General features: G+C 36.6%; 19 protein-coding genes. 1 reads left to right on the forward strand and 18 read right to left on the reverse strand.

Going from position 1 to position 21,924, the window contains the following annotated elements:
- Positions 1–2: 2 nt before the first annotated feature.
- The 15 genes from ftsZ to panE all read right to left on the reverse strand — a co-directional run bounded on the left by ftsZ (position 3) and on the right by panE (position 19,711).
- Positions 3–1,157, reverse strand: a complete 1,155-nt coding sequence (ftsZ, locus tag ACXKY9_RS18935) for a cell division protein FtsZ (protein WP_000888984.1) — start codon at positions 1,155–1,157, stop codon at positions 3–5.
- A gap of 39 nt (positions 1,158–1,196) precedes the next feature.
- On the reverse strand, positions 1,197–2,504 hold the full coding sequence (ftsA, locus tag ACXKY9_RS18940) for a cell division protein FtsA (protein WP_001087557.1): 1,308 nt from the start codon (positions 2,502–2,504) through the stop codon (positions 1,197–1,199).
- Between the two features lie 399 nt (positions 2,505–2,903).
- Entirely contained in the window at positions 2,904–3,674 is a 771-nt protein-coding gene (divIB, locus tag ACXKY9_RS18945; RefSeq protein WP_001065788.1) for a cell division protein DivIB, read from the reverse strand.
- Between the two features lie 98 nt (positions 3,675–3,772).
- Positions 3,773–4,678 carry a UDP-N-acetylmuramate dehydrogenase gene (gene murB, locus ACXKY9_RS18950; RefSeq protein WP_000437022.1) on the reverse strand — a complete coding sequence of 302 codons (906 nt, stop codon included), beginning with the start codon at positions 4,676–4,678 and terminating at the stop codon, positions 3,773–3,775.
- Between the two features lie 212 nt (positions 4,679–4,890).
- The gene (gene murG, locus ACXKY9_RS18955; protein WP_021728036.1) at positions 4,891–5,985 is read right to left on the reverse strand and encodes an undecaprenyldiphospho-muramoylpentapeptide beta-N-acetylglucosaminyltransferase; all 1,095 of its coding nucleotides are present in this window, start codon (positions 5,983–5,985) and stop codon (positions 4,891–4,893) included.
- A gap of 103 nt (positions 5,986–6,088) precedes the next feature.
- Positions 6,089–7,180 (reverse strand): stage V sporulation protein E, encoded by a 1,092-nt coding sequence (spoVE, locus tag ACXKY9_RS18960; RefSeq protein WP_000753520.1) that lies wholly within the window; start codon positions 7,178–7,180, stop codon positions 6,089–6,091.
- A 90-nt stretch (positions 7,181–7,270) separates the two neighbouring features.
- Positions 7,271–8,623, reverse strand: a complete 1,353-nt coding sequence (gene murD, locus ACXKY9_RS18965; RefSeq protein WP_000860116.1) for a UDP-N-acetylmuramoyl-L-alanine--D-glutamate ligase — start codon at positions 8,621–8,623, stop codon at positions 7,271–7,273.
- Complete coding sequence (gene mraY / locus ACXKY9_RS18970) at positions 8,624–9,598, reverse strand: phospho-N-acetylmuramoyl-pentapeptide-transferase (protein WP_000893060.1); 975 nt, start codon at positions 9,596–9,598, stop codon at positions 8,624–8,626.
- Positions 9,599–9,620: 22 nt separating this feature from the next.
- The gene (murE, locus tag ACXKY9_RS18975) at positions 9,621–11,096 is read right to left on the reverse strand and encodes a UDP-N-acetylmuramoyl-L-alanyl-D-glutamate--2,6-diaminopimelate ligase (RefSeq protein WP_000766316.1); all 1,476 of its coding nucleotides are present in this window, start codon (positions 11,094–11,096) and stop codon (positions 9,621–9,623) included.
- 184 nt (positions 11,097–11,280) lie between these two features.
- A complete protein-coding gene (locus ACXKY9_RS18980; RefSeq protein WP_001266237.1) occupies positions 11,281–13,197 on the reverse strand; it encodes a stage V sporulation protein D in 1,917 nt (638 codons plus the stop codon).
- A gap of 81 nt (positions 13,198–13,278) precedes the next feature.
- A complete protein-coding gene (locus ACXKY9_RS18985) occupies positions 13,279–15,429 on the reverse strand; it encodes a penicillin-binding protein (protein WP_000739958.1) in 2,151 nt (716 codons plus the stop codon).
- Positions 15,430–15,450: 21 nt separating this feature from the next.
- On the reverse strand, positions 15,451–15,813 hold the full coding sequence (gene ftsL / locus ACXKY9_RS18990) for a cell division protein FtsL (protein ID WP_000182804.1): 363 nt from the start codon (positions 15,811–15,813) through the stop codon (positions 15,451–15,453).
- Between the two features lie 15 nt (positions 15,814–15,828).
- Entirely contained in the window at positions 15,829–16,761 is a 933-nt protein-coding gene (rsmH, locus tag ACXKY9_RS18995) for a 16S rRNA (cytosine(1402)-N(4))-methyltransferase RsmH (protein ID WP_000472508.1), read from the reverse strand.
- A gap of 369 nt (positions 16,762–17,130) precedes the next feature.
- Positions 17,131–18,747, reverse strand: coding sequence for a bacillithiol biosynthesis cysteine-adding enzyme BshC (gene bshC / locus ACXKY9_RS19000; protein WP_000403026.1), 1,617 nt, complete (start codon positions 18,745–18,747; stop codon positions 17,131–17,133).
- 79 nt (positions 18,748–18,826) lie between these two features.
- Positions 18,827–19,711 (reverse strand): 2-dehydropantoate 2-reductase, encoded by an 885-nt coding sequence (panE, locus tag ACXKY9_RS19005; protein ID WP_002101275.1) that lies wholly within the window; start codon positions 19,709–19,711, stop codon positions 18,827–18,829.
- 293 nt (positions 19,712–20,004) lie between these two features.
- On the opposite strand from panE, the gene ACXKY9_RS19010 reads away from it, so the two are divergent.
- A complete protein-coding gene (locus tag ACXKY9_RS19010) occupies positions 20,005–20,478 on the forward strand; it encodes an N-acetyltransferase (protein WP_000506692.1) in 474 nt (157 codons plus the stop codon).
- Between the two features lie 33 nt (positions 20,479–20,511).
- Here the strand turns inward: ACXKY9_RS19010 and ACXKY9_RS19015 are convergent, their stop codons facing one another.
- The 3 genes from ACXKY9_RS19015 to ACXKY9_RS19025 all read right to left on the reverse strand — a co-directional run bounded on the left by ACXKY9_RS19015 (position 20,512) and on the right by ACXKY9_RS19025 (position 21,883).
- The gene (locus ACXKY9_RS19015; RefSeq protein ID WP_000246468.1) at positions 20,512–21,018 is read right to left on the reverse strand and encodes an RsfA family transcriptional regulator; all 507 of its coding nucleotides are present in this window, start codon (positions 21,016–21,018) and stop codon (positions 20,512–20,514) included.
- A gap of 129 nt (positions 21,019–21,147) precedes the next feature.
- Positions 21,148–21,321 carry a 50S ribosomal protein L32 gene (gene rpmF / locus ACXKY9_RS19020; protein ID WP_001984764.1) on the reverse strand — a complete coding sequence of 58 codons (174 nt, stop codon included), beginning with the start codon at positions 21,319–21,321 and terminating at the stop codon, positions 21,148–21,150.
- Between the two features lie 61 nt (positions 21,322–21,382).
- Positions 21,383–21,883, reverse strand: coding sequence for a YceD family protein (locus ACXKY9_RS19025; RefSeq protein ID WP_000872147.1), 501 nt, complete (start codon positions 21,881–21,883; stop codon positions 21,383–21,385).
- Between the last annotated feature and the right edge of the window lie 41 nt (positions 21,884–21,924).

The raw sequence follows: 21,924 nt of genomic DNA on the forward strand, positions 1-21,924 counted from the left end.
TTTTATCGTCTACGACGGTTACGTAAAAATGCTGGAATATCGATATCATCTGAATCTGAATGACGCTCATGTACAACTGGCTCTTCACGCTTCATTTCACGTTTTACTTCACGTTGTTTTGAAGGTTGAGCTACTGGTTGTTGCTGTTGTTGCGTGTGGTTCGCATTCGGGCGAATAATTGGTTTTGGTGGTTGAGTTGCAATGCTATCATCAAAACCAGTTGCAATTACAGTTACAACGATATCATCTTTTAATCCTTCGTTAATAACAGAACCGAAGATCATATTTACTTCTGGATCTGAAGCTGAAGCTACGATATCTGCCGCTTCTTGTACTTCATATAAGCTTAAGTTAGCGCCACCCGTAATGTTCATGATAACACCTTGAGCTCCATCAATAGATGTTTCTAGTAATGGACTAGAAATCGCTTTTTTCGCAGCTTCTGCAGCACGATTTTCCCCGTTACCAGAACCAATACCCATTAAAGCAGAACCTCTATTAGACATAATTGTCTTTACGTCTGCAAAGTCTAAGTTAATTAAACCTGGCGTTGCAATTAAATCCGAAATACCTTGAACACCTTGACGTAATACGTTATCAGCTTCACGGAATGCTTCTAACATTGGCGTATTTTTATCAACAATCTCTAATAAGCGATCGTTTGGAATTACAATAAGAGTATCTACATTTTCTTTAAATGCTGCAATACCAGATGCTGCTTGCGTCGCACGCTTACGTCCTTCAAAAGTAAATGGACGTGTTACAACACCAACTGTTAAAGCACCTAATTCTTTTGCAACTTGAGCAACAACTGGAGCTGCACCAGTTCCAGTTCCACCGCCCATACCGGCAGTTACGAAGACCATATCCGCACCACGAAGTGCTTCTTGGATCTGTTCTTTACTTTCTTCTGCAGCTTTTTTCCCTACTTCAGGGTTTGCGCCTGCACCAAGTCCACGCGTTAATTTTCCACCAATTTGCATTTTTGTTTCAGCTTTTGATAGATTTAATGCTTGTGCATCAGTGTTCACAGCGATAAAGTCTACACCTTGTACACCGTGTTCAATCATACGGTTTACAGCATTGTTTCCGCCACCGCCGACACCGATAACTTTTATATTCGCTAATTGATCTTGAGTAGTATCAAACTCTAACATGTCGAAATCCCCCTAGAACCTCATTTTTCGTGTCCAATTTTAATCCCATAAATAACGGAATACACGTTTTACTTTTGACATCATGCGGTCATCATTTTGATTATTATTGTTTTGATTACGAGTTTTTTGTTTCGCGGGTTGCTGTTGTACCGGCGTTGGTGCTGGTGCTGGTACTGGTTCAAAATGCTCTTGCTTTTCCTGCACATTTTTCCCACGTAATTTAGCTTTTTGATAAGAATGTTTAATTAATCCAACTCCACTTGTATATTGGGGCTCACGCACACCAATATAATCAGGAGTTGCTACACGAACATTTTCATGTAAAATATCATATGCAAGATCAAGAACACCTGGCATAGAAGCAATTCCGCCAGTTAGTACATAACCAGAAGCCACTTGCTTTACTCCTAACTTACGCACTTCATCTTGAACAAACATTAAAATTTCCTCTACACGAGCCTCTATTATATCCGATAATTCCAACTGAGAATATTGTTCTGTTTGATCACTTCCCATAATAGGAACCGTAAACATCTCTTCTTCAGATGCTGTATCATAAAAAGCATGTCCATATTTCAACTTAATTTGATCTGCATTTTCTGTTGAAGTTTTCAACCCAATCGCAATATCTTTCGTTATATGGTCTCCACCTAATGGTAATACGCTCGTCGCTTGTAACTCTCCATCTTTAAAAATAGATAAAGTTGTAGATCCTCCCCCCATATCAACAAGGGCTACTCCTCTATTTTTTTCATCTGAAGATATAGCAACTGTTGCAGCCGCTAAAGGTTGAAGACAAATATCAACAATTTCAAGACCTGCTTTTTCTACACAACGAAGTAGGTTATGTAGTAAAGTTCTCGAGCCTGTAATAAGTGTACCTTCCATTTCTAATCTTACACCGATCATCCCGCGTGGATCGTTAATCTCGTCAAGACCGTCTACGATGAACTGTCGAGGTACCACATCAATAAACTCACGCTCTGGAGCAATTGACACAACTTGTGCTGCATCTAGAACGCGTAAGACATCTTCATTCCCGATTTCACGATCTTCATTTGAAACAGCGACTACTCCGTGACAAGGAAGTAGCTGTACCTGGTTTGCATTGACACCTACTACAACTTGCTCAATGTGGATTCCCACCATGCGCTCAGCTTGTTCAATTGCTTTTTTAATTGATCGAACAGTCTCGTCTATATCAACTATCGATCCCTTCTTTAAACCATTTGATTTTACATTTCCAACACCAATAATGTTTAAGCTGTCATTAACCATTTCACCAATGATGACTTTAACATTGGATGTACCGATGTCAAGACTAACATATATTTCATTGCTGTTCATTCTTTGGCACCTCCTTCTTTATTTATACCATACAACTCAATATATGGAACAACAATCGCAACTTTACTATTTATAAGAAAAATATTCAACGTCTTTATACGTTTCCCTTTTTTAACCCTATATTTTTCTTATTTTTATTTAGCATTCAATTAAGAATATCGCAGTAAACTATGAATAACTGCTTATCTTGAAATAATTCTATTTCCAGTGTAAAGTTTACCGCCAAGTATAAGTCTACACTAAGATGTACTCATAGAAAAGTGAAACTTGTACCAATACTAGTATGAATCTAAGAATTTTTACATATTTTTCATCAAATGAACCATTCTTCTAAATTCGTATACATATAATAGAACATTCGTTTCGTTTTTTCTGCTATAAGCAACGAAAACTACCATTCTATTCTTTTTTGTCTTCCGCACCTAATTCTTTCGTATATGCACCTACTTCTAAGTCAATTAATACCTTCTTACCTGGCTCAATTGTTTTTAAAATAAGTGGATAGGCTTCCATACGTTTTGCGAAATTTTGAATCGTAGTGCTCACTTCATAACCTTCATTCATATATAAAGTAAGATGATCTTCATTCGCATTTGTTGGTGAATAGCGAATCTCCGAAATAGATTTTAAAATAGCTGGTGTTAATTTTTCTAGTTCAGCGATTAACTCCTTCATTTTCTCTTCTTTAAAAGGTTCGAAAATCGGTGCTGCAACAGGAAGTTTTCCATTAGGTAGTACATCAAGCGTTTTTCCATTTTCTAATAACGGTTGTAGTTTTCCCTCTTTATTTATATAACCAATCGTTAAATATTCTTCGATATGAATATCAATCTTGTTTGGAAAACGTTTTTTTACATTTACTGCTTTAATTTCTTTTCGCTTCGTTAAGTTTTCTTCAGCTTTATGTGCTGTCACTCGGAAATAACTTGTATCATATGTCACGCCTGAATCCTTCATTACTTGCTCATCCGTCATATAGTGATTTCCAAACACACTAATCTTTTTTATATTACTAAGCGGAGACCGAAAATAAATTAAAAAGAGCACTAATAAAAATAAAATTGATATGTATAAAATCAATCGATGATTAACATTTTTTTTGTTTTTTTTCTTTTGATTTTTCAATTTTGGTACACGATCTTGTAGTTTAATCACTTTACTATTATTCATGTACGATCCCCCTATGTAACATAAAGAACGGCATGTTCCTCATGCCGTTCTTATCTTCTTATTATAACATAAATGATAATGAGCGGAACGAATAACCGTTATCTTCCAATGATTTCTACTTCTGTGTGCATATCTACATCAAATTTATCCTTAATTGTATGTTTTATTAATTCAATTAAAGACATTACATCTTGCGCTGAAGCTCCCCCGGTATTAACAATAAAATTGCCATGCATTTCAGAAATTTGAGCTCCACCAATCCTATAACCACGAAGCCCTGCTTTTTCTACTAAATCTCCTGCAAAATGTGGGATTGGATTCCGAAATATACTTCCTGCACACGGATGATTCCATGGTTGCGTTTCACGGCGGTAGTCTTTATTATTTTGCATGCTACGTACAATTTCTTCACGTTTTCCCGCCTGTAATTGAAACTCCGCCTCTAAAACAATACCAGGACGTTTCGTTTGCAATACAGATGACCGATAAGAAAACTCCAGTTCTTTATTCGTTAACCAGGCAATTGTACCGTCTTCAAACAGAATGAGAGCCTTCGATAATACACTCGATATATCCGATTTATGTGCACCTGCATTCATATATACTGCACCACCGACACTTCCTGGAATACCGCTCGCAAACTCCAATCCAGCTAACCCTTGACGACTAAGTAAAGTTGACAATTTAATAAGAGGATATCCACTACCAACTCTTACCTTATGTTTTTCGACCTCTAAGTGATCTAATCCTTCTCCTAAACGAATAACAACACCTTCTATGCCTTGATCAGATACAAGAAGGTTTGAACCGCGACCAATTACAGTCCACTTCGTTTTGTATTGCTTTACTAACTGTAATGTTTTTTCAATACCGGCTACATGCTTTGGCACAATTAAAATATCCGCTGGTCCACCTATTTTCATAGTTGTATAACGTGCTAACGGCTCGTTAACTAAAACACGACCAACGTCTGCTTCTATAAGCTCATTTACTAATTGTTCCATAGACAATCTCCCCCATATTAAGTCTCCTTATGACAATAATATGCAGGGCGTTCACCTAACGTTATCCCTCTATTTACGGGCAGTACAGCTCCTAAATCAAAATTCGGCGATAACAAAGAAATTAGGCGGAATCAGGATGTCAGTAAACATCCGATTAGTGAAAGATAATAATCAACGAGAGAGAATCACTCCCCACTAATTAAAGCCTCACTTTATTTTTTTACAAGCTTATTCATTACTTCATACAGCTTATTTGCTGCATCTGGAATACCTAGTTGCTTAGCCGCTAGCTTCATATTTTGTAATGTTTGTGCATTCAATAAAATCTCATCAATATCACGAATAAGCGTTTCAGCTGTTAAATCTTTTTCAAGTAACATTTTTGCCGCTCCTTTATCAACAACTGAACGTGCATTCTTTTCCTGATGATTATTTGTTACATACGGACTCGGTATTAACACACTTGGTTTTCCTAACGCTGTTAATTCTGCAAGTGTTGTTGCCCCAGCCCTTGAAACAACAAGGTCTACACCAGTTAGTACCTCTGGCATATTATGAATGAACGGCTTAATAATAACATTGCTTGGGTTCCCTTTTTGCTTCACGGCTTCCATCACTTTATCATAATGTACTTCACCCGTTACATATAGTATTTCGTAGCTTTTGTTCCCAAACTGTTCAATTGCTTCAACGAAGGCATCGTTAATCGGTCTAGCCCCACGACTTCCACCAAATATAAGTACAGACTTTTTAGGAAGAGAAAGCCCAACTGAACGTTTCCCCTTCATTCCATTTTGATCCATTACCTCTGATGCTCGTGGATTACCTGTCATTACCACTTTTGACTCTGGAAAATGCTCTATAGCTGCTTCAAAACAAACAGCAACTTTATCAACATAACGGCTTAAAAACTTGTTCGTTACACCTGGTACACTATTTTGTTCATGTACAATAGTTGGAATACCTAATTTGGCTGCAGCGTATACAACTGGTCCACATACATATCCACCCGTTCCAATTACGATATCCGGATTAAAACGACGAATGTATCGTTTACTATCCTGTACACCTTTTAGAAAACGCATTACTGTTTTCACATTATCTAATGATATTTTTCGTTTAAATCCACTTATAACAATAGATTGAAATGGTATACCTGCTTTTGGAACGATTGTACTCTCTAGTCCATTTTCCGTACCAATATATAAAAATCTCGCTTCTGGATTTAACTTTTTTATTTCTCTAATTAAAGCAAGAGCTGGATAAATATGACCACCAGTACCCCCACCACTCACTAATACACGCACTACTAACTCCTCCGCTTCTCTTTTCTTATTTCCATTATACTTATTTCTATATACATATTGCATTTTTACACACATACGAAAAACCCTGTCTTATAAACAGGGTTTAGTAGCGAGAATGGCGACTTATATTTAATAATACACCTACTGCCATTAACATTAATGTCAAACTTGATCCACCATAACTTAAAAACGGCAAGGTAATACCCGTAACAGGCATCAGTCCTGTTACAACACCAACATTAATCATTACTTGAATCGCAATCATCGCCACAATACCTACTGCTAAAAACGTACCATATAAATCTGGCGCTCCTAATGCGATACGAATCCCGCGCCATAATAATAGACTAAATAATAATAACACAAATGAACCACCAATAAAACCTAATTCCTCGGATAAGATCGCAAATATAAAGTCAGTTTGTGGTTCAGGTAAATAAAGAAATTTTTGTCTACTTTGTCCAAGTCCAAGCCCAAATAATCCACCAGGTCCAATTGCAAGTAATGATTGGATAATTTGAAATCCACTCCCGAGCGGATCTGACCACGGATCTAAATATGATGTAATGCGTTTCATTCGATACGGTGCTGATGCAATTAACCCTACAAATCCTGCTACACCAATCAAACCAAACATTGCAAAGTGAAAGACCCTCGCTCCCGAAATGAATATCATAATGATACATGTCCCAACCATTACCGTTCCTGTCCCAAGGTCTGGCTGTAACATAATCATCCCAAAAGCAAGAAACACAAAACTAAGGGCCGGTAATAAACCACGTTTAAAAGATGTAATCAATTTTTGCCGTTCTGCTAAAAACTTTGCCAAGAAAATAATCATCGCAAACTTCATAAATTCTGACGGTTGAATCGAAAATGCTCCGATTCCAATCCAACTTCGTGCTCCTCCTCGAACAAGACCTACTCCAGGAATAAGAACGAGAATAAGAAGAATGAAGCAAACTAGCAAAATCACTTTTGAATACGTACGCCACACCCAATAATCAATTTTCATAATAAAAAACATAGCTACTACACCAAGACCCGCAAACAGTAATTGTCTTTTTGCAAAAAAGAATGAGTCCCCCATTTTATAAGAGGCCCAAACTGCACTCGCACTATAAACCATAATCATTCCGATTGTCAACAATGAAAGTGTTACGATGATGAGAATAAAATCAGGCGTTTTCTTCATTACCCACAAACACCACCTCTTTAGGCAGAAACTTTTGCCCTATGTAACAAAACATCAGTAGGTGTTAGCCTACTGATGTTTTGATTTACTTTATATAAGTTTATGCACAGCTTGTATAAAAATGTCTCCTCTTTCTTCAAATGTTTTAAATTGATCCCAGCTTGCACACGCTGGAGAAAGAAGAACGACATCGCCATCTTTAGAATGAGCATAAGCTTTCACCACTGCTTCATCTAAAGTATCGACACTTTCAATTATATCTAATCCCGCTTTTTCTGCCGCTCTTACTAGTTTAGGAGCTGTTTGTCCAAATGTTACAATCGCTTTTACATTTTTGAAATACGGAATTAAATCATCGAATTCATTTCCGCGATCAAGCCCACCTGCTAGTAACACAATCGGTTGTGTAAACGCAGATAGTGCTTTCTCAGTCGCTAACATATTCGTTGCTTTTGAATCATTATAAAACTTACGGTTGTTAATCGTTGTTACATATTCTAAACGATGTTTTACACCCGTAAAACGTTTTAACACGACCGTAATTGCTTCATTAGAAGTACCTAATAATTTCGCAATACTCATCGCAGCTAAAATATTTTCTAAATTATGTTGACCAGGTAAAACGATATCGCTTACTTCAACAACTTTTTCACCTTTGAAATAAAGAGCGTTATCTTTTATACACGCGCCATCTTCAATTTCTTTCGTTGTCGAAAACAGGATTTTTTGACCTTTAGAATACGCAGACAAAGCCATCACATCTGCATCATCTGCATTTATTACACTATAATCATTTTCTGTTTGGTTTTTAAAAATATTTGCTTTCGCTAAACCATATTCTTTCTTCGTCCCATGATAATCTAAGTGGGCCTCAAATAAATTTAAAAACGCAGCAATTTTAGGTTGGAACAATTCTACTCCCATCAATTGAAATGATGAAAGTTCTGTAACTACAACTTCATTTTCTTTTGCATCCTGTGCTACTTCACACGCTACAGTGCCAATGTTCCCTGCAATTACAGGATGCTTTTGTCCTTCTTTTAGCATTTCAAATGTCAGCATTGTCGTCGTCGTTTTACCGTTAGACCCCGTAATCCCAACAAATGGTGCTTCTGAAATACGATATGCTAATTCAACTTCCGTAACAATCGGAATTTGCTTTTCTTTCGCAGCAACTAATATTGGATTAGAATACGGGATTCCTGGATTTTTTACTACAAGAGAAATATTTCTCTCTAATAATTCTAAAGGATGACCACCGCATACAACGTCCATTCCTTTTGCTTGTAATTCTGCAGCAAGTACATTCTCTGCTAAAGGCTTTCCGTCATTTACAATAACATTTGCCCCTAACTTTTGTAACAATGTAGCTGCTGCATAACCACTTTTTGCAATGCCTAATACAAGAATATTCTTATTTTGAAATTCAGTTACAGTTTTCAATTACATCCACACCCCGATATAAATTCCTAACACAGCTAATAAAAATCCTGCAGACCAAAACGTCACAACAACACGCCACTCTGACCAACCACATAATTCATAATGATGGTGTAATGGACTCATTTTAAAGACACGTTTTCCTGTTGTTTTAAATGAAATGACCTGAATGATAACCGATAAAGTTTCCATTACGAATACTCCGCCGATAATTACAAGTAGCAATTCTTGTTTTAATAAAATCGCTACAGCTGCAATGGCTCCACCTAAAGCTAATGAACCTGTATCTCCCATAAACACTTTTGCTGGATTCGCATTGAATACTAAAAATCCAAGTACAGCTCCTACAACTGCCATACAGAATATCGCCACTCCAAATTGCTCTTGTGCCACAGCAATAATACTAAATGCTCCAAATGCAATAGCAGCTGTTCCTGATAATAAACCATCTAAACCGTCAGTTAAGTTAACTGCATTTGATCCACCAATAAGCATAAATAGTACAAGTACGAAATACGCCCAACCTAATTCAAACTTAACATCCGTTCCCGGAATCATGATGTATGTGTGGAACGCTTGCCCTTTTCCAATTAAAAAGAATGCAATAGCAATAACAAGCTGACCTACTAATTTTTGCTTTGATGTTAAACCAAGATTTCTCTTCTTAACCACCTTTATGTAGTCATCTAAAAATCCAATCAAGCCGTAACCAAACGTCACTAATAGTAATAACGAAACCTCTGCACCTAAATAATTAAACTTAATCGCCATAATAAGTGAAGTTACCATCATAGATACGTATATGACGATACCACCCATTGTCGGTGTCCCTGATTTTTTTTGATGTGACTTTGGTCCCTCATCACGAATACTCTGTCCGAACTTTAATTTTCTTAAAAATGGAATAAACAATGGCGAAAGGGCAACAGAAATTAAGAATGCTACCCCAGCCGTTACTAATAAACCTTGCTCAAGCACATGTAGTCCTCCTCTCACGTTGTTACTCTTCGTTGCTTAAACGCCCTTTAATTGCTTCTTTAGCAACTTCACGATCATCAAAATGATGAACTTCTTTACCAATAATTTGATACGTTTCATGACCCTTACCAGCAATAATAATGATATCATCTGCTTTCGCTTTAGTGATTGCATGGTGTATCGCTTCTTTTCTATCAATAATCACTTCATAATTTTTCCCACTTGCACCATGTACCATATCATCTAAAATAGCCGCTGGATCTTCACTTCTTGGATTATCTGATGTGTAAATTGCATGAGTTGCATATTTTGTTGCAACACTTGCCATTATCGGTCTCTTCGTTCGGTCCCTATCGCCGCCACAACCAACGATACAATACACATCACCTTTTGCAAATTGTTTTGCAGTTTTTAATACATTTTCTAAACTATCCGGCGTATGTGCGTAATCAACAATAACTGTATAATTTTGTCCTCCATCAACAACTTCAAAACGCCCTGGAACCCCAGCTAGTTCTTTTATAACAGCAATGATTGTTTCTAATTTCACACCCGAAACAAGTCCTGCTGCTGTTGCTGCAAGTACGTTATATACATTAAATTTACCTATTAATTTCATCGTAACATTTACACTTTCATATGGTGTGACAAGCGTAAATGTAGTCCCGCCACTCGTCATAACGATATTTTTTGCCATAATGTCACTTGTTGTATCAATACCATATGTTACAACTGTTGCTGCAGTACTTCTCATATACTCTTCTGTTACATTATCATCGCTATTCAGCACAGCGTACTTTTCACGATTATGATTATAACTATTGCCAAGCTGTGCAAATAGTAACCCTTTTGCATGTTTATATTCTTCCATCGTTTTATGATAGTCTAAATGATCTTGTGTTAAATTCGTAAACACCGCTACATCGTAATCACATCCGTGTACACGACCAAGATCTAACGCATGTGACGAAACTTCCATTACCGTGCTGTCCACACCTTGTTCAACCATTTTTGAAAACGTCTGTTGAAGTGTTAGTGCATCTGGTGTTGTATTTTTCACCTCAAATGTTTCATCACCGATTTTCATATTAATCGTTCCAATTAGCCCTGTTTTATGACCATGTGCTCGCATAATCTCATCCATAATATGCGATGTTGTTGTCTTTCCATTTGTACCTGTAATTCCGATTAAATGTAACTTGTGTGTCGGTTGACCATAAAAATAATCAGCTAAAACCGCTAACGAACGAAAAGTATTTTTCACAAGTACAACTGGAACGTCAACATCAATTGGTCTTTCCGCAACAATAGCAGCCGCTCCTTGTGCCGCTGCTTGCTTAGCAAAATCATGGCTATCAACCGTATATCCTTTCATACATACAAATAAGCTTCCCTCTTTCACTTTACGTGAATCAGCTTCTATAGATGTGATTTCTGGATTTTCTTTTGGAACAACTGGAAAATCATGCAAACATGATACAAGTGTATGCAACTTCATTTCACTAAACCCTCTCTACATTGTTTATTTATCTTTTTTCAGTAAGCAACACATTACCTCCTATATAAGGAGGTAAGTGCTACTGACCTATTTATGAATGAGACACTTACTGTCTCAAATTAAGTAACTGTTCTATAAAGAACTCACTTCCACCAATTGTACCATAAAACGTACTATGTTACCTTTAATTCCCGAAGTAAATTCTAATTTTTGAGCCTTCTTTTACTTTAGCTCCCGCTTCTGGTGATTGTTTAATTACTTTCTCTCCATCTCCACTTATATCAAGCTTCAAATCGACGAGTTGTGTTTGTAAGTCTTTCTTTTTCATTCCAATTAAATTCGGAACTTCCACAGTTGGTGTATCGCCCCATTTATATTCTTTCTCAACTTGTTCTTTTCTCGGTTTCACTCCCATAACAGGAAGCGCATCTCGAAGGATATTCCCGACAATCGGAGCTGCTACCACTCCACCAAACTGTGTAACCCCTTTTGGATTATCAACAGCTACATACACAACAATCTCTGGATCATCCGCTGGAGCAAATCCGATAAAAGATACTATATAATTATTCTCTAAATATTTACCATCCTTCACCTTTTGAGCAGTACCCGTTTTTCCACCTACGCGATATCCATCAATATAAGCACCTTTACCAGAACCTTTCGCTACAACATTCTCTAATGCATAACGAACTTTTTCTGAAGTTTCCTTGGAAATAACTTTTCTTTTCTCAACAGGTGTCTTTTTACTAACAACTTGATTATTTTTCGGATCAATAAACTCCTTAGCTATATACGGCTGATACAATGTTCCACCATTTACAGCCGCCGCTACAGCTGCTACTTGTTGAATCGGCGTAACAGAAACTCCTTGGCCGAATGAAGTTGTTGCTTGCTCTACTGGACCAACTTTATCTAAATTAAATAAAATCCCACTGCCTTCACCTTGCAAGTCAATTCCAGTCTTCTGCCCAAAACCAAAATTACGAATGTATTTAAATAATCGGTCTTTACCAAGGCGATCACCAAGTTCAATAAATCCCGGGTTACATGAGTTTTGAACGACTTCTAAAAACGTTTGACTGCCATGACCTCCTGCTTTCCAGCATTTCAATCTAGCTCCACCTACTTCAGCTGCTCCATCATCATAAAACGTATCCTTCTCTAAGTCTACTAAATTTTCATTCAATGCTGCAGCTAATGTAATGATCTTAAATGTTGAACCAGGCTCATACGTACTCCATACAGGTAGATTTCTGTTATACACTTCTGGAGAGACACTTTGAAAATCCGCTGGGTCAAAACTCGGTCGACTAGACATCCCTAAAACTTCACCATTTTTAGGGTTCATTGCAATCGCAATCATACCGTCAGGATTATAAGTTGACTCCGCAATATTCATTTCTCTTTCCATAATCCTTGTAATACGCGCATCGATTGTTAATCCTAAATTTAAACCGGCTTCTGGCTTTTTGAAATCATCACCAACATTAGGCATCCTTTGTCCTTTCGCATCTGCAAAAAAACGCACATGACCTTTGTCCCCATTTAGCTCTTTATCATAATATTTTTCTAGTCCCATAAGACCTTGGTTATCGCTACCTGCAAAACCTAATACATGTGATAAAAAGTTTCCAAACGGATAGTACCGGATAGAATCCTCTGCGATATACACGCCCTTCAGACTTAATCCTCGTACTTCTTTCGCTTTGTCATGTGATATTTTCCTTCCGCCTTTATCTAACCTTACAATCGATTCTTTTTTTGTAATCCTTTTATAAATCTCATCTTTTTCCACACCTAATACTGCAGCTAACTTCTCTGCAGTCTCCGCTGGTTTTTCAATTTGCCTCGGTACAACAAAGACAGTTGGAGCACTTTTATTCGTGGCAAGTTCCACACCATTTCGGTCTAAAATTTTCCCACGTTCGGGTTCAAAAGTAATATTACGACTCCATGAATCTTTCGCACGATCCGTTAACATATTCCCAAGAAAAAATTGCACATATCCAAGACGAATATCGATAATCGTGAAAATAAGTATACCTGATATAAGTATAAAAATAAGTCGTTTTCTAACTGTTACATTTGATACACGCATATTGGAACAAGCCTCCCTTACGCCTAGCTTGTTCCAATATATGCTTGTACTTATTTAATTAGAACTTATTCTCTTTTACCATTACGGCTTTTCTGCTTCTTGCTGTGGTTCGAGTGGCGGTACGAGTGTGACACCTAATTCTGTACCAGGTTGTAATAATGTTCCTTCCGCCACACTTTGTTCTGTTACGTATCCTGTACCAGAAGGTTTCAAGTTAAGCTGTAATGTCTTCGCTAAATTCATAACATCACGCAGTGCCCATCCTTGTATATTTGGCATTGTAGGCTTATCTCCTACCAAGAAGACTCGGTCGCCTTTTAATGTTTGTTCAGTCGCTTTTGGTACTTGTTGCTGTACTTTCCCTTCACCTAGTACGATTGGACGAAGTTTTGCTTTATCAATCGCTTTCCCCGCTTCAGCCATCGTTTTACCATTTACATCCGGAACAGTAGTTTGTTGTTCTTTCAGATGTTTTTTCGGATCTTTAACTTCATTTGGCTTAATCTTTAAATACTCTAAACTATTTTTTGTTACATATTTAAAAATATCAGCTAACGGTTGTGCACCGTTCTCATCATCTTTTAATTTAGGCTGTTTAACAGCTACATACACAACAAGTTGTGGATCGTCCATTGGTGCCATACCTAAGAATGAGAATATATAATTCTGTCTCCCTGTCATATAGCCGCCTTTTCCATCCGGAATTTGCGCTGTACCTGTTTTACCACCAACTGAATATCCATCAATTTTATAAGCTGTCCCTGTACCTTTCGGAGATGTAACAACACGTTCTAATAATTGTCTTACTTGCGCTGCTGTTTCCTTTGTAACAGGTTTTCCTACTTCTTCTGGCTTATGTTCTAATTTTACTTTGTCTGTTATCGGATCTACAATTTTATCAATTGCATAAGGTTTCATCATTTTCCCATCATTTGCAATGGCCGTTGCAGCTTGTACAAGCTGAATTGGTGTTACAGTGGAACCTTGTCCAAAAGCTGTTGTCACTTGTTGTATTTGCTGATCAAATAAAATTGTATTCGATCCTTCACCTGATAAATCAATGTTCGTTTTTTCATCTAATCCAAAACTATGAATATATTTTCGGAAACGTTCTGGACCAAGTTTTTGATCTCCTAAAATTGCAAACGCTACGTTTGAAGAACGCTCTACCCCTTCATCAAACGTGATAGAGCCCCAACCAGCACCACCGTTATGATCTTTTATTTTCCTATTTCCGACTTGATATGTCCCGGACTGATAATAATCTTGGCCTTTGTACACACCTTCATTAATAGCTGCCGCTAACGTGAAAATTTTCATTGTTGATCCAGGTTCAAATGCATTGGCAATTGCGTCATTAAAGAAATATTTAATTTGACGATCATTAGGGTCATAACTAGGTTTAGTAGACATCGCTAATATTTTCCCAGTTTTCGGATCTGCAACAATCCCTATTAAACTTTCTGGCTCATATTGCTTACTTGCTGCTTTCATCGCGTCTTCTAAATAACTTTGGACACGTTGATCGATTGTTAAATAAGCGTTATCTCCATTTTTAGGTGCCTTTACATTAACTTTTCCCCCATCAAGGGACACACCTTTACGATCACCTGTATATGCTACTTCTCCGTTCGAGGCACTTAAGTATTTATCCAAGCTTTTCTCTATGCCAAATTGACCTACCGAGGTTCCATTCTCATTTGGTTTTGCATGACCTATAACGTAAGATGCAAAATCACCGTTTGGATACACCCTTGCATTTTCTGTAATAAAAGATATTCCCGGCAACTTCAACGCTTCTATTTGTTCCTTCTTTTCTTTCGTCAAATCCTTGCCTAACGTTCCAAATTCGACTTGACTTCTACCTTCCTTATTTAAAGAAGCTAAAATATCCTCTTCGCCTTTTCCAAGTACTCCTGCAATTTTCTTTGCAGTATCTTCTTTATTCTCAACTGAGTTAGCACCTTTTAGTGCAGCTACCATTTTGTAAGAGTTTGCGTCTTGCGCTAACACATGACCGTTTTGATCATAAATGGTTCCTCGGTTCGCTTCAAGAACTCCTTTTTTACTATGCTTTTGTTTAGCAAGTGCATCTAAATCCTGATTATGAACTGTTCCTGTTGATTGTATGTAAAAAAATCGGGCTAATAACAGCAAAAAGAGCAGGAGGAAAAATATCATAAAATAACCTGCTCCCTTATTGGTATGAAATTTAGTCATATTCTTCTTCATCGTTCCTTCACACCTATTGCCTTATTTGAGGCCTTTCACATTATTCGCATTAATTTCTAGCCCGTGTTTTTTTGCAACTTCAGCGATTCGTTCATAGCGACTTAACTTCTCTACTTCAGCTTGTAATTCTTGATTTTCTTTTTGCTGCTGTACAATTTTTTCTTCTATCGTCGCTGCTTCTACATTAACTTGATAAAGGCCTGCTTTATTTCCAATAAACGCGACACAGGCATACAATAAAAAGCCAATAAACGCTACATACAACAGTTTTTCGATTCTTGTAATTTTCGCTTTAACCTTCGGCTTAGCCATCTGCTGTGGGGGCGTTTGAATTTGCACCTCTTCTTGCGCTTGTTGTTTGTACTTTACAGCTAAATTAGTCATACCTCTCTCTCCCTTTTATCGTTTTTCAGCGATTCTCAACTTCGCAGAACGCGCACGATTATTTTCTTCTAGCTCTATATCAGAAGGTAAAATCGGTTTTCTTGTAATAAGCTTTAATTTCGGCTTAAATTCATCAGGAATAATCGGTAATCCTGGCGGCAATTGTGGCGTTGTACTATTTCGCTTAAACGTTGTTTTACAAATACGATCTTCTAATGAATGGAATGTTATAACACTAACTCTTCCACCTGGCTTAACCATCTCAATAGCAGATTCCAATGCTTCTTCAAATACTTTTAATTCATCATTTACAGCTATACGAATTGCCTGAAACACTCGCTTAGCAGGATGCCCACCCGTTCTACGAGCTGGAGCCGGAATACCTTCTTTAATTAGCTCTACTAATTCTCCTGTCGTTTCAATAGCTTTATTCTCACGATAAGCTTCAATTTTTCTTGCAATTTGTTTTGAAAATTTCTCTTCACCGTATTGGAAGAAAATCCTTACAAGTTGTTCATATGACCAGCTATTTACAACATCATACGCTGTTAATGGGGCATCTTGATCCATCCGCATATCTAGCGGTGCATCATGATGATAACTAAAGCCTCGTTCTGGTGTATCTAATTGTGGGGATGAAACACCTAAATCAAATAAAATACCATCTACTTCTGTTATACCTATTTCCTGCAGTTTTTCAGCTAAATAACGGAAGTTACTCTTTACTGTTATAAACTGTTCACCGTATGAAGAGAACTTTTCTTTCGCGTTTTGAATCGCTATCTCATCTTGATCAAACGCTATTAATTTTCCACCTTCAGTTAATTGGGATAATAAATAAGAACTATGTCCTCCTCCCCCCAGTGTACAATCTACATATGTACCATCTGGCTTTATATCTAAGCCGTCTACTGTTTCCTTTAAAAGCACTGTTACGTGTTTAAACATTGTTGCACCTACTCTTTTTCCAATTAATTATGTTGAATGTATCCCTTCCTCTAAACACATATTTCACGCTTAGAGAATGAAATAATACGAAAGAACGACTCATTTAACTTACCAACAAAGGCAACATACTATACAAATCGCTATTTTCTTTTATTATATACTAAATTTTATCATCTTTTGCGGGAATTTAAATAAAAAACTGTCGAAAAAGCGAATAATACGTTTACATTTTGTGCTATTTTGTCATATATTTAAGTATCCAACACAATTGCCATATCTAACATTTTTTTGATTGATAATTCAGAAAAAAATCACTTCACAGTAAATTCAACGGAATAAAAATAAAATCCTGCTCCAAAGAGCAAGATTTTATAGTTTTATAACATGATGTTTTCCGTCCCAAGAAAAAGGGTTTTCCATTACACGATCAACGAAATCCAAACCAAACTGATTTAAATAATAACATACATTCCACACACGTTCTTGCGGCGCACCTAATGGACGAAGTGCGAATTGTATACGGCGGAATTTATTTAGCTGAACCTCATACTTTTTCTCAACATTTCTTTTCAACATTCTTTCCAACAGTTCAATTTGTTCATTAATTTTCAATTCGTTTTTCCCTGCAAACGCACCTAACCCTGGCTCTATTTTCTTTACAAATTGCTGTAAAGATGTATGAATATCGGCAATTTCTTTTTTCGCCTTTTCAAAATGATCATCAATCGGTTCCTCTATTTGATTAAACAACCAGTTTTCACGCAGTTTATCGACATCATTTAAAAACGGATCAATTTCTCTCAATTGCAGATCGAATAAATCTGTCGCTATATCTCTCTCCACATAAGTAATTGTAAGACGAGGAACGACAGGTGGCATTTGAAAACCGACAGTATGGAATACTTGCTGTAATTCACTCCAATAAGCTAATTCCCCTGGACCTCCAATAAATGCGAGCGTAGGAAATACATACTCTTGCATAAGAGGACGTGTTACAACATTATTACTAAAACGTGCCGGATTTCTCTCCATCTCTTCAATCAACTCTTCGTATGAAAAGGAATGCGCCCCATCCTTTCCAACAAACTTACCTTGATGCTCTTCAAGCAATACTCGTTCATTATCTATTTCCATGAATATATGCACTGCATGAGACTTCGTTTCAATAATCGGTTTGTATCCTAGTTCTTTAATTACTTCCTGCTGATTACGAAGGCCCTCTTGTACCTCTTTATACTTACTTATAATTCGCTTGAAAAATGGAATTTCTAACTTTCTTAATTCAGGATGATGTGAATCAACAAGGATTAAACCAGAATTAGCAAAGATTTTCGTAATAAGATGAGCAAAGAAATCTACATACGTATTCGATTTTTTCAAAGCATCATCAACAAATTTTAATACATCTTTTGTAAAATTTGTTTCTGGGTATGTTTTAAAAATCTCTTCAATCCAATTTCTACAATCTTCAACAGAAAGTTCAGACTCAGAAGCACTTGCCTTTTTCGGATTACGGTCATAAAAAATAGTTTTTTTCATCTTTTTATTTTTCGCTACAAAAGTATGATTAATCTCATCCATATCATGGTCTTCACCCGCAATCCAGAAGACAGGGACAACTTTAACTCCTAAACTTTCTTCCTTTTCCTTTGCAAGCTGTAAAATTGAAATAACTTTATGAATTGTATAAAGCGGTCCAGTTAATAACCCCGCTTGTTGTCCAGCTATAACAACATATGTATTTTCATCTCCAAGCGCTTTTACATTTTGAAGTGTAGATTCTCCCGCTTGTAATTTTGTATTATATTCTAATAAATGCGCTACTAAATCTTGGCGGAAAAACTCCCTTTCACGCAAATCATGTAAACGTTGTTTAAAAGCATCTTCTGTTAACATATAATCAAAACATGACTGTATCTCTTTTTTACCGTTCATATAGTCCGCTACAATACCTTGTTGCGGAACAGAGATTTCTTTTATCTCCATATAATTCTTCCTTTCGTATCCAGTTCTCTCACCAATCCACATTGTAGTCAATGTTTCACGTAAAAGCAAAGAATAACACTTATACTCTTGTTTCTAAACCTTTTATTGCATCGAACAAAAATTGAAGTGTCGGAACTGGTCGTTGCTGTTTCTTAGCTTCTTCTAATACATATCCAACAATCGCATTAATTTCCGTCTTTCTACTCGCTCTTACATCCGCTAGCATAGAAGATGTATTACGAGACGTTCCTTCACACACATTTCGTACCATTTGCCATACCATTTCTTTTTCTCCTCTAATAAGAAATGCTGCCTCCTGAAACACTTGCTCCATCATTTGATAAAAAAAACGATTCGTGATTAATTCACCATTCTTAACTCCCAATAGTGCTGTCAACGGATTGATACATACATTTACTACTAATTTTTTATGCATAATCTCTTCCCAATCCGTTTCTATTTGAACTGGAAAATAAGCAACAGGAAAATAATTGAATATTTTTTTAAAATGTATAGATTGACCACAAACCACTCCAAATTTTGTTACCCCTATCCCAGTATGATGAACGATATGCCCTCCCTCTTTTTTCGCACCATGTTCTACAATACCAACAGCTATATTTTTACTCCCTATGTTCAGCATCTTTTGAAGATGCGACATTCCGTTTTGCAAAAAGATTAATGATGATGCCCCTTCCACAAACGGTAGTACGTCATCTATATGATATTGCTTCACAGCAATAAATATATAATCTAAATTTTGCGCTACCATACTTTCTATCGGTAAAACAGATGGATATACTGTTTCACATCTTCCATCTCTAATACAAGTTACACCTGTTTCATTTAATTCTTCAGCTTGCTTAGCTGTTCTTGTAAACAACGTAACATCTTGGTTATTTTTTTGTAAATAAAATGTATACAATAGACCAATAGCACCTGGTCCGACAATTCCAATTTTCATTTTCACACAAGGAATTCACACTAAGTGCCCTTGCCTTCCCCCCTTTATATCTTTTTAAAGCACCTGAGCACGCCCTATAATTCCGCTGTCCTCTGCCCAACAAATATACTCTCATTTTTCACTATGTATGTACCACCTATTAATACGCTTCTACTCTTAGTTTAGCAAATCCTCAAAAAAATAAAAAAAGAAATATACTATCTTCTTCATAAAAATAAAAAAATGAGTTATACTATTATTATAAATATTTTTACTTTTCTGCATTCAACGAGACAAGAAAAGGATGTGATGTAATGGGATTCCCAAAAGTTGAGCGCTTGCTCATCAATTATAAAACGTTAGATGAATTCAAAAAATTTAAAGGGTGCGGAGCCCAGGAACTATCTATGCTGGAAGAATTACAAGCAAACATTATTGAAAACGACAGTGAATCTCCATTTTACGGTATTTATTATGGCGGATCACTAATCGCACGTATGAGTCTATATATGAAAAGAAACGGCGGAGAACCATTCGAAATTACAGGTCCCTACCTAGAACTTTATAAACTTGAAGTATTACCAACTTTTCAAAAACAAGGATTCGGGCAAATGCTTGTAAATCATGCGAAACAAATGCAATTTCCTATTAAAACGATAGCACGTATTCATTCAGCTGGTTTTTGGGATAAATTAAATTTCAACCCCGTATCAGTAACTGATGGAGATTTTTATATTTGGCATCCAGAAGCAAATTTGAATGCGGTTACAAACGAAGAATCGGCTTAAGAAATAAAAAAACAGCTGTATAACAGCTGTTTTTTATTTCTTAAGCTTCTCTAACTTCTCATTCGAGCGAGCATTGTTTCTTTCCGCTACCATTACACTTCTTTTTTGATCGATATAATCAAGTAGTGTTCTATACTCTTCTTCATATACTGATAATCGCTCCAGAAGACGCTCTCTTTCTGTTTGTAATGATTCAACTTGTTGTTGCAACACCGTTAAAGAGTTTTCATCTTTATAATTTTGCAAGAAATCAATAACATCATTCAACGTAATTGACGTAGGTTCTAACACCTTTGTCTCTTTCACTTCATAATTTTCTACTTTACGAAGTTGCTTTGCTTCCTCAATACGTTCTTTATATTGCTTTCTTACGTAAGAATTCCATCTAAACCCACATGCTGCTGGTGTACGAGATAAATTTTTCCCCACTTCCTTAAAGGCAGAAAGTTGTGTTCCACCTTCTCGAATATGCCGGAGTACTACTTCTGCCAGAAGCAAATCTTCATCATCAGTCCAAGCATCTTGTCTTGTTGTCGCCATCTCTCTAGTCCTCCCTATGCATTTTTTATTAAGCATATGCAGTTACTAGAAAAGATAGAATACAACAACTAAAGATTAAGACAAAAAAAATAAACGCAGAAGATATCTTCTGCGTTTATTTTCCCGCAATTACTTGCTGATTACTTCTTTACCTTTGTAAGTACCGCATGCTTTACATACACGGTGAGCTAATTTCGCTTCACCACAGCTTGGGCACTCTACCATACCAGGTACTGATAATTTGAAATGCGTACGACGCTTTCTTTTTACTGTTTTAGAAGTTCTTCTAAAAGGTACAGCCATTCTTCCCACCTCCTTAAAAGAAATAGTTATTTTCATATGAAGGCCTGAACCAGTCTTCCGATTATTTGTCAAAAAACTTTGCAAGTCCTGCCAATCTTGGATCAACAGTCTTTTCTTTGTCTTCTTCCGAAATCACTTGCCAGTCTTGACCTTGCATCGGTGCTCCACCAGAAACATCATCACTGAAAATTTGCATTGGAATCTCCAAAAGTATATTTTCCTTGATTACGGGCAGTAAGTCAAGTACTTCTCCTTCTAAAGAATGAATTTCAGCTTCAGTTTCAAATTCTTCTTGTGAAGTTTGGAACACCTCAGTTGTTTTAATGTCAAATGGTAATGTCACATCTACTAAAGAGCGAGAACATGGTAAAACCATGCTTCCAGTTATATGTAGATGAAACGTAAACTTACCGGAGCCAAAATCAACTCTTCCCGTTACATGAACAGGATTAATTTCACGAATATCTTTCTCGACCTCTTTTAGCTCACTTACATCTACCATCTCATCCAATGTCAATCCTTTATTTCTCAATTTATTCAATTGATGGATGGACCATTTCATATCATATCACCTCAAGGCAACAAACAAAATTATAGCTAGCC

The organism is Bacillus sp. 2175 (assembly GCF_057812155.1).

What these genes read in the sequence shown, in the direction of transcription:
- ftsZ (WP_000888984.1), bottom strand. Translation starts at nt 1,157, where the DNA reads ATGTTAGAGTTTGATACTACTCAAGATCAATTAGCGAATATAAAAGTT.
- ftsA (WP_001087557.1), bottom strand. Translation starts at nt 2,504, where the DNA reads ATGAACAGCAATGAAATATATGTTAGTCTTGACATCGGTACATCCAAT.
- divIB (WP_001065788.1), bottom strand. Translation starts at nt 3,674, where the DNA reads ATGAATAATAGTAAAGTGATTAAACTACAAGATCGTGTACCAAAATTG.
- murB (WP_000437022.1), bottom strand. Translation starts at nt 4,678, where the DNA reads ATGGAACAATTAGTAAATGAGCTTATAGAAGCAGACGTTGGTCGTGTT.
- spoVE (WP_000753520.1), bottom strand. Translation starts at nt 7,180, where the DNA reads ATGAAGAAAACGCCTGATTTTATTCTCATCATCGTAACACTTTCATTG.
- murE (WP_000766316.1), bottom strand. Translation starts at nt 11,096, where the DNA reads ATGAAGTTGCATACACTTGTATCATGTTTGCATGATTTTCCAGTTGTT.
- ACXKY9_RS18980 (WP_001266237.1), bottom strand. Translation starts at nt 13,197, where the DNA reads ATGCGTGTATCAAATGTAACAGTTAGAAAACGACTTATTTTTATACTT.
- ACXKY9_RS18985 (WP_000739958.1), bottom strand. Translation starts at nt 15,429, where the DNA reads ATGAAGAAGAATATGACTAAATTTCATACCAATAAGGGAGCAGGTTAT.
- ftsL (WP_000182804.1), bottom strand. Translation starts at nt 15,813, where the DNA reads ATGACTAATTTAGCTGTAAAGTACAAACAACAAGCGCAAGAAGAGGTG.
- rsmH (WP_000472508.1), bottom strand. Translation starts at nt 16,761, where the DNA reads ATGTTTAAACACGTAACAGTGCTTTTAAAGGAAACAGTAGACGGCTTA.
- bshC (WP_000403026.1), bottom strand. Translation starts at nt 18,747, where the DNA reads ATGGAGATAAAAGAAATCTCTGTTCCGCAACAAGGTATTGTAGCGGAC.
- panE (WP_002101275.1), bottom strand. Translation starts at nt 19,711, where the DNA reads ATGAAAATTGGAATTGTCGGACCAGGTGCTATTGGTCTATTGTATACA.
- ACXKY9_RS19010 (WP_000506692.1), top strand. Translation starts at nt 20,005, where the DNA reads ATGGGATTCCCAAAAGTTGAGCGCTTGCTCATCAATTATAAAACGTTA.
- ACXKY9_RS19015 (WP_000246468.1), bottom strand. Translation starts at nt 21,018, where the DNA reads ATGGCGACAACAAGACAAGATGCTTGGACTGATGATGAAGATTTGCTT.
- rpmF (WP_001984764.1), bottom strand. Translation starts at nt 21,321, where the DNA reads ATGGCTGTACCTTTTAGAAGAACTTCTAAAACAGTAAAAAGAAAGCGT.
- ACXKY9_RS19025 (WP_000872147.1), bottom strand. Translation starts at nt 21,883, where the DNA reads ATGAAATGGTCCATCCATCAATTGAATAAATTGAGAAATAAAGGATTG.